5 protein-coding genes and 1 tRNA gene are annotated in these 6982 nt (G+C 68.3%); 5 read left to right on the top strand and 1 reads right to left on the bottom strand.

The window, feature by feature from the left end; all coding sequences use genetic code 11:
- Nucleotides 1-19: 19 nt before the first annotated feature.
- Entirely contained in the window at nucleotides 20-1579 is a 1560-nt protein-coding gene (locus tag TSH58p_RS02575; protein ID WP_247873881.1) for a ShlB/FhaC/HecB family hemolysin secretion/activation protein, read from the bottom strand.
- A 591-nt stretch (nucleotides 1580-2170) separates the two neighbouring features.
- Between TSH58p_RS02575 and TSH58p_RS02570 the strand changes: the two genes are divergently transcribed.
- The 5 genes from TSH58p_RS02570 (at nucleotide 2171) to alr (ending at nucleotide 6897) form a co-directional block, all read left to right on the top strand.
- Nucleotides 2171-2929 carry a molybdate ABC transporter substrate-binding protein gene (locus tag TSH58p_RS02570; RefSeq protein ID WP_158282570.1) on the top strand — a complete coding sequence of 253 codons (759 nt, stop codon included), beginning with the start codon at nucleotides 2171-2173 and terminating at the stop codon, nucleotides 2927-2929.
- Nucleotides 2930-3265: 336 nt separating this feature from the next.
- Nucleotides 3266-3341: transfer RNA gene (locus tag TSH58p_RS02565), tRNA-Trp, on the top strand.
- Nucleotides 3342-3840: 499 nt separating this feature from the next.
- Complete coding sequence (locus TSH58p_RS02560; RefSeq protein ID WP_109068698.1) at nucleotides 3841-4575, top strand: RNA polymerase sigma factor; 735 nt, start codon at nucleotides 3841-3843, stop codon at nucleotides 4573-4575.
- A gap of 79 nt (nucleotides 4576-4654) precedes the next feature.
- Complete coding sequence (locus TSH58p_RS02555) at nucleotides 4655-5719, top strand: patatin-like phospholipase family protein (protein WP_109068699.1); 1065 nt, start codon at nucleotides 4655-4657, stop codon at nucleotides 5717-5719.
- A complete protein-coding gene (gene alr / locus TSH58p_RS02550) occupies nucleotides 5716-6897 on the top strand; it encodes an alanine racemase (RefSeq protein ID WP_109068700.1) in 1182 nt (393 codons plus the stop codon). The genes TSH58p_RS02555 and alr overlap by 4 nt, the downstream gene beginning before the upstream one ends.
- Nucleotides 6898-6982 lie beyond the last annotated feature (85 nt).

Genomic DNA, 6982 nt, shown 5'->3' with positions numbered 1-6982 from the left:
CCTGTTTCCCCCGGCCCTATCAGTATTGCGCAGTGATGTTGAAGAAGACCCGCATGTCCTTGTCGCCCTCGGTCGCGACTCGGCGGGTCAGCGGCTTGTCGATCTCAAGCGTCGCGAACAGCCGCTCCACGAGGCTGGCGCGCACACCGCCGCCCACGGAGACCAGCGAATTCCGGCTGTTCTGCTCCAGGCTGGAGCGGTTCCACACCTCGCCGCCATCGACGAAGCCGTAGATCTGGACGGCCTGCGCGAAGGCGTTGTCCGGCAGAACCGGCGTGTAGCGCAGTTCCAGCGACCCGGCCCAGCCGCTGTCGCCGGAGATTTCACCCTCGTCGAAGGCGCGGCCGTAGCTCGGGCCGCCCAGCGCGATCTGCTCGCTGGCCAGCAGCGGCGTGCCGGCGGCCTGCATGGTGGCCGTCGCCAGGATGCTGAAGTTGGCCGGCAGCTGCTGCACGCGGGTGATGTCGGCGGTGAGCTTGGTGAAGTCGCTGCGCCCGCGCTCGCGCGACGCGTAGGCCGAGCCGAGCTTCGTCGCGTCGAGGATGTCCAGACCCTGGTGCACGAGACCGCGCACCGCGGTGATGCCGTCCCAGCCGTCGGTCCGGTCATAGCTGAAACCGCCGCGCAGGATGCGCAGACGGTCGCGGTTGAAGCGGTCGCCGGAGATGTCGGTGTTCACGTCGCGGTATTCGAACTCGCCCACGGCGCGGAGATTCTCCAGGCGCGAGCGGATCACCGGGTAGCTGAACGTGCCCACGCCCGCGGCCACCCAGCTTTCCACATCCAGCGGGTCCAGCGTCAGGCCGGGCCGCGACTTGGAGTAGGAGCCGGTGGCGGAGAAGGTCAAACCGTCGCCGGTCACCAGCGCCTGGTAGCCGGCGCCGACCGACCAGGCCCGCGACGCCGGAGAGGACACGCGCCCGCTGAGGTTCACCGTGTCGGCGTTCGGCCCGAAGGAATTCAGCGCCACCGTCGCGGTCGTCTGGGCCGTGCCGAGATAGGGCGTGTTGCGGTTGCTGACCGACACCAGGGCGTCCGCCGCCTTGCGGTCCGTCTTCACCACCACCACCGAGGCGCCGAGCGTGTCCGGCGCCGGCTCCAGGCTGGCGCGCACGGTCAGGCCGGCAAGGTCGTTCGCCAGGAGAAGGCGGCGCTCGACCTCGGCGACGTTGATCGGCTTGACCCCGCGCAGCGGCTCCACCAGCCGCTTCACCGCGGCCAGCGCCGGGCCGATGTCGTCGGGATAGGTGATGTCGGACACGAAGCCCTCGACCACCTGGAGGCGGAAGGTGCCGTCCTCGATCGTCTGGGCCGGGACGATGACCCGGCTGGTGATGAAGCCGTCGTTGCGGTAGCGGAACTCGATGTCGTTGGCGATCTTGAACAGGTCCGCCACCGACACCTCGCGGCCCAGCATGTCCTGGTACGCGGACCTGAGGCTGTCCTGGCTGTAGGCGGTGGCGCCTTCGATGGCGACATCCCGCAGCGTCAGGCGGTAGTTCTCGGCCCCCGCCGGGGCTTCCGCCGCGGGCGCCTTCGGGACGGTCACCGCCCCGCCCGGCACGGAGGGCAGCGGCATCACCGGGCGCGGCGCCTCCGGACGGGGTTCAGCGCCCGAAGGGAGCTGGGCCGGCACCTGTTGCGCGAGAGCCGGGGCGGCAAAACCCGCTGCAATAGCTCCCGCCGCGAGAAATGCCCGCCAGGACGCTTTTCTCTTACCCACTTCTTCTTTGAGGACGATAGTGGGGGAGACGGCTCTGGCGGACGAATTCATGGGACCGATACCTTCGCGCGGGGGTCGTTGCTAACCTTTGATTAACGAAGATCCCATCGGATCTCCATCTGAGGTAGCTATTTTTATCATACGATTTCGGAGAGGGTGTTAGTCCTAGATTGTCGGAATTTGTAACATTCACATCCTTGTCATTGGCGGTGCTGGAACGCCGCCGGGATGCCACGCCGATTGCGGGTGCCGTGCGCACAACCCTCCATGAAAGGGTGCGGACCAACCGATGAACTCCGGCAAAGAGAACGACGGCAAGGAACGCCGGACGCGGCGCGGCGACGTCATGGCGGGACGCGGTGTTGCTCGCGCTTTTCCGCCCCCGTTCCATGCTCTATGCATGGAGACGACGGCGTTTGGGCGGAAGCGGCGCGGACAGGGAGTTCCATGGACAGGACGGCGGAGCGGCCGGGGGATGCGGTGAACCTGTTCGCGGCCGGCAGCCTGAAGGCGGCGCTGGGCGAACTGGCCGCCATGGTCGAAGCGCGGGACGGCATCCCGGTCACGGCGGTCTTCGCCCCCTCCGGCCTGCTGAAGGCCCGGCTGCTGCGGAGTGGGGAAGGCGGTCTGTTCGCCTCCGCCAACATGGCGCATCCCCGCGCGCTGGCCGACGCCGGACGGGCGACGGCCGTCCGGCCCTTCGCGCGCAACCAACTGTGCGTCATCGCCCAGCCGGAGATGGATGTCACGGCGGACACGCTGCTCGACCGCCTGCTCGACCCGGCCCTTCGGCTCGGCACCTCGACACCGCAGGCCGATCCCGCCGGCGATTACGCCTGGGACGTCTTCCGCAAGGCCGAGGCGCTGCGCCCCGGCAGCTTCGCGGCCCTTGACGCGAAGGCGCTGCGGCTCACCGGCGGGCCGGACAGCGAGAGGACGCCGGAGGGCCGCACCCCCTACGGCTGGCTGATGGAACGGCGCAAGGCCGACCTGTTCCTGACCTACCGCACCAACGCGCGGCTCGCGGCCCTGGAAATTCCGGGGTTGAGGATCGTCGCCCTGCCGGCGGCGATGGCGGTGGGCGCCGACTACGGGCTGGCCGTCCTGAACGGCACGGGCCGCGCGCGGGCGGAAGCGCTCGCCCAGAGCATCCTGTCCCCCGCCGGCAAGGCGATCCTGGAGCATCACGGCTTCGCCGTCCCGTGACGCGAAAGCCGCCACCGACCGCCGCCCTTCCCGCTCCAACCGTGCCCACGGCGCCGTCATCTTTTAAAATTGAAACCGATACTTTCAAAAACGGCTGAATTCTGCAGAACGGCGAGCAGAAGCGGGCGTTATGCGACAAACGATGACGTTCTTTGGTAAATATTTTCTTGCCCTGTTGCACGCAGGAAGGCCGACGCCGACCCGGCCACGCTCACGGTGACCCGCTCCACGCCATGCCCGTGGGAAAAGAGCGTTTCAAACCCGATCGCCGCAATTTTCCCCTGGTGCAACGCTCTGAAATCGCCTAAAAGCGGCTTCCCGCTGCAGAGCGGCGACAGGAGTGTAGCTCAATTGGTAGAGCACCGGTCTCCAAAACCGGGGGTTGGGGGTTCGAGCCCCTCCACTCCTGCCATCCGACAAAGTCATCGGATGGCCCCGCGCACAGCGGCTTCGATCTCCTGAATTATAGACATCCGGCTGAAATATAGAATTCCGGAAACATTGCCGGGACGGCGGGCGAGCATTCGCGCCTCTTGGTTAATACACCTTTAGCCTTGAAGCCCTGAACGGCCCGGTGCCGCACGGCGTTACTATCCCCACCGCCATCCTTCGCCGCGAACCCATAGAATCGACGCATCCGGTTGCGGGTGCATAGCCATGGCTTGATTATCAAGACATAGTGCGGTTGTAGCCGGATAGGCTTTTTTTTAGATAAGATCGTACGAAATACATAGGTATTTCGAAAAAAAGTATATCCAGTTCGTTCACGCATAGAACTTGGCGAGCGTCCCTTGAGCAAAACGCGCAAGGGACGTGATATGCAACAAAGAGCGCAACCTTTGGGGGACATCCCCACCGGAACGGCGTCGGATCGTCGGCGGGAACCGAAACGCCCCTGGCCTTCCCTGTCCATGGCCAGATCGCCGCGGCTCCTCTCCCACAACGGGGAGGATCTCCACCAGCTGGACGATTCCAGCCTTCTGGAACGCATCGCGACGGGGGACCAGACCGCCTTCTGGGTCTTCTGGTGCCGCCATTACACCGACCTGTTTTGGACATATCAAAGGTTGTGCAAAGGAAACAGGCAGGAGATTCACGACTGCCTGAGCGGCCTCTGCATCAACCTGTCCGAATCCCTTCCCCTCTACGCGCGCTCCATCATCAAGACGCGCACCTGGTTGCGGCGCACCGCCATCAACCACTTCATCGACCGGCACCGCGCCCACCAGCGCCATCCCGTCCTGGTCGGCTCCCTCGTCGAGATCGCCTCCATCGCCGACCTGTCCAGCGGACGGGACGCCATGGACCCGGAACGCACCAACGCCGACCGCGCCCTGCTCGTCAAGGTTTTGGAATCGCTCGACGGCATCCGGGACGAGCGGATGCGCCAGGCCGCCCGCATGCGCTTCATCGAGGAGCAGCCCTATGCGGACATCGCGGCGGAGCTGTCGATCTCCGAAGAGCTGGCGCGCAAGTGGATCCAGCAGATCCGCAGCTATCTGCGCAGCGCCGTCCCCGATCACCGCGACCTGCTGGCGAAGCCGCCGCCCGACACCCCCCAGGCGCGGCGCGCCACCAAGCACGGCGTGCTGACGAGAACGCGGCCGCCCAAGGCCCCTCCGAAGGCCATGAAACCGGCGCTCTGACCCGCACCGCACGCCCGTCCCACACCCTGTCCCAACCCTGGCGGCCTCCAACCCGAGACGCCACCGACCGGAGCCATTCATGCCCGACCAGACCATGCCCGCCCCCGCCGTCCAGCCCGCCAGCCGGAAGGGCGCCAAGCCGATCAACCTCGCGCTGCAGGGGGGCGGCGCCCACGGCTCCTTCACCTGGGGCGTGATCGACCGCATCCTGGAGGACGGGCGCCTGACCATCGACGGCATCGTCGGGACCAGCGCCGGGGCCATGAACTGCGCCGTCACCGCCTATGGCCTGACCATCGGCGGCCACGAAGGGGCGCGGAGCAAGCTGCGCGAATTCTGGCGCCGCATCTCCGACGAGGCGAAGAAGGGGCCGCTCCAGCCGACCCCGCTCGACAAGATGTTCAGCAAGGGGAACATGGACTTCTCCCCGCTCTGGCAGATGTTCGACGCGCTGTCGCGCATGATGTCGCCGTACGAGCTGAACCCGATGAACATGAACCCGCTGCGCGACGTGCTGTCGGACGTGGTGGACTTCAAGCGGCTGCGCAAGGCGCCGGCCTGCAAGACCTTCATCGCGGCGACCGACGTCTGCGCCGGCCGGCTGAAGGTGTTCGGCCCCAAGGACATCTCGGTGGACGCGGTCCTCGCCTCGGCCTGCCTGCCCTTCCTGTTCCAGGCGGTGCAGGTCGGCAACGCCTTCTACTGGGACGGCGGCTATTCCGGCAACCCGCCGCTGTTCCCGCTGATCGACCAGTGCGACAGCCGCGACATCCTGATCGTCCAGATCAACCCGGTCCGCGTGCCGGTGCCGCCGCGCACCGCCCGCGAGATCATGGACCGCGTCAACACCCTCAGCTTCAACTCCAGCATGATGCGCGAGCTGCGCGTCGTCGACTTCGTCTCCAAGCTGATCGATTCCGGCGAGCTGAGCCCGGACAAGCACAAGAAGATGCACATCCACACCGTGGATGCCGAAGAGGTGGTGGAGAAGCTGGGCGTCACCAGCAAGCTGAACGCCGACTGGGACTTCCTGACCTACATGTTCGAAACGGGCCGCCACAAGGCCGAGGAGTTCCTGGATCAGCACTTCGACAAGATCGGCAGGGAATCCTCGACCGACATCAGCGCGAAGTTCCTTGCATGACGGGAACGCGGACGGGCCGGCGGGGCAGCACCACCGCCTGGGCGGACATCGATCTGCACGCCCTCGGCCGGAACCTGGAACGGCTGCGCCGCAGCCTTCCCCCCGGTCAGGCCGTCTTCGGCGTGGTGAAGGCGGACGCCTACGGCCACGGGGCCGGACCGGTCGGGCGGGCGCTCCAGCGGTTCGGGATCGACGGGCTGGTGGTCGCCGACATGGGCGAGGGCATCACCCTGCGGCGGGCCGGCGTCACCGCCCCCATCCTGGTCATCGACCCGCCGCTGTCCAGCCAGCTCCGGCTGCCCGCCCTGCACCGGCTGGCCGCCACCGTCACCAGCGCGGCGGAGGCGCGGGCGCTCGCCATCGCCGCCAACCGCGCCGGACGGACGGTCGACGTGCATGTCCGGGTGAACACCGGCTTCGCCGGCTTCGGGGCGCCGCCGGCGGACCTGACCGATCTGCTGGCCGCGGTCGCCGCCGCGCCGGCGCTGCGGCTGGAGGGACTCTACACCCACCTGTCCGGCGCCTATGGCCCCTATGAGGACGGCGGCTTGGCGGAGCTGGAGCGGTTCGGCGGGGCGGTCGAGGCGGCGCGGGCCGCCGGGCTGCTGCCGCCGCTGGTCCACGCGCTCAGCAGCCCGGCGCTCGGCCGGCCCCTGCTGACCGGGGCGGCGGCGCGCTTCGGCTGCACGGCGGTGCGCTGCGGGGCCGCCCTGTTCGGCATCCGCATGGTGGACGGGGAGTCGCCCCTCCCCCTCGCCCCGGTGATGAGCCTGAAGGCCCGCATCACCCGCGTGACGGCGCTGGAGCCGGGCGACGTCGCCGATTACGCCGCCGCCGGCGCCGCTCCCCGGCGCACGCCGGTGGCGGTGCTGCCCTTCGGCTTCGCCGACGGCCACCACCTGCACCGGCTGACCGGCAGGGTCCTGCTGATCCGGGGCCGCCCGGCGCCAGTGCTGGGGCGTCCCTTCATGAGCAGCCTGCTGGCCGACGTGACGGACATTCCGGGCGTCCAGCCGGGGGACGAGGCGGTCCTGATCGGGCGGCAGGGCGATCACCGGATCACCGTGGAGGACATCGCGGCACGGTCCGGGCTGCGCCCCAGCGCGGTCCCGCTCCTCGGGCCGCGGGTCGTCCGCCGCTACCGCACCAGCGCCGCGGGGGAGGAGCAGACGGAATGAGCCCGCATTCCTCCCCCGATGCCTGCGGAGCCGCGGCGATCACCCGCCGCGGCTGGATGGCCGGTGCCGCCGCCGCCGGCCTCGG

This window comes from Azospirillum sp. TSH58, from assembly GCF_003119115.1.
Classification (GTDB): domain Bacteria; phylum Pseudomonadota; class Alphaproteobacteria; order Azospirillales; family Azospirillaceae; genus Azospirillum.
Note: the sequence above shows the minus strand (reverse complement) of the source record. Positions and strands in the feature narration are given on the sequence as shown.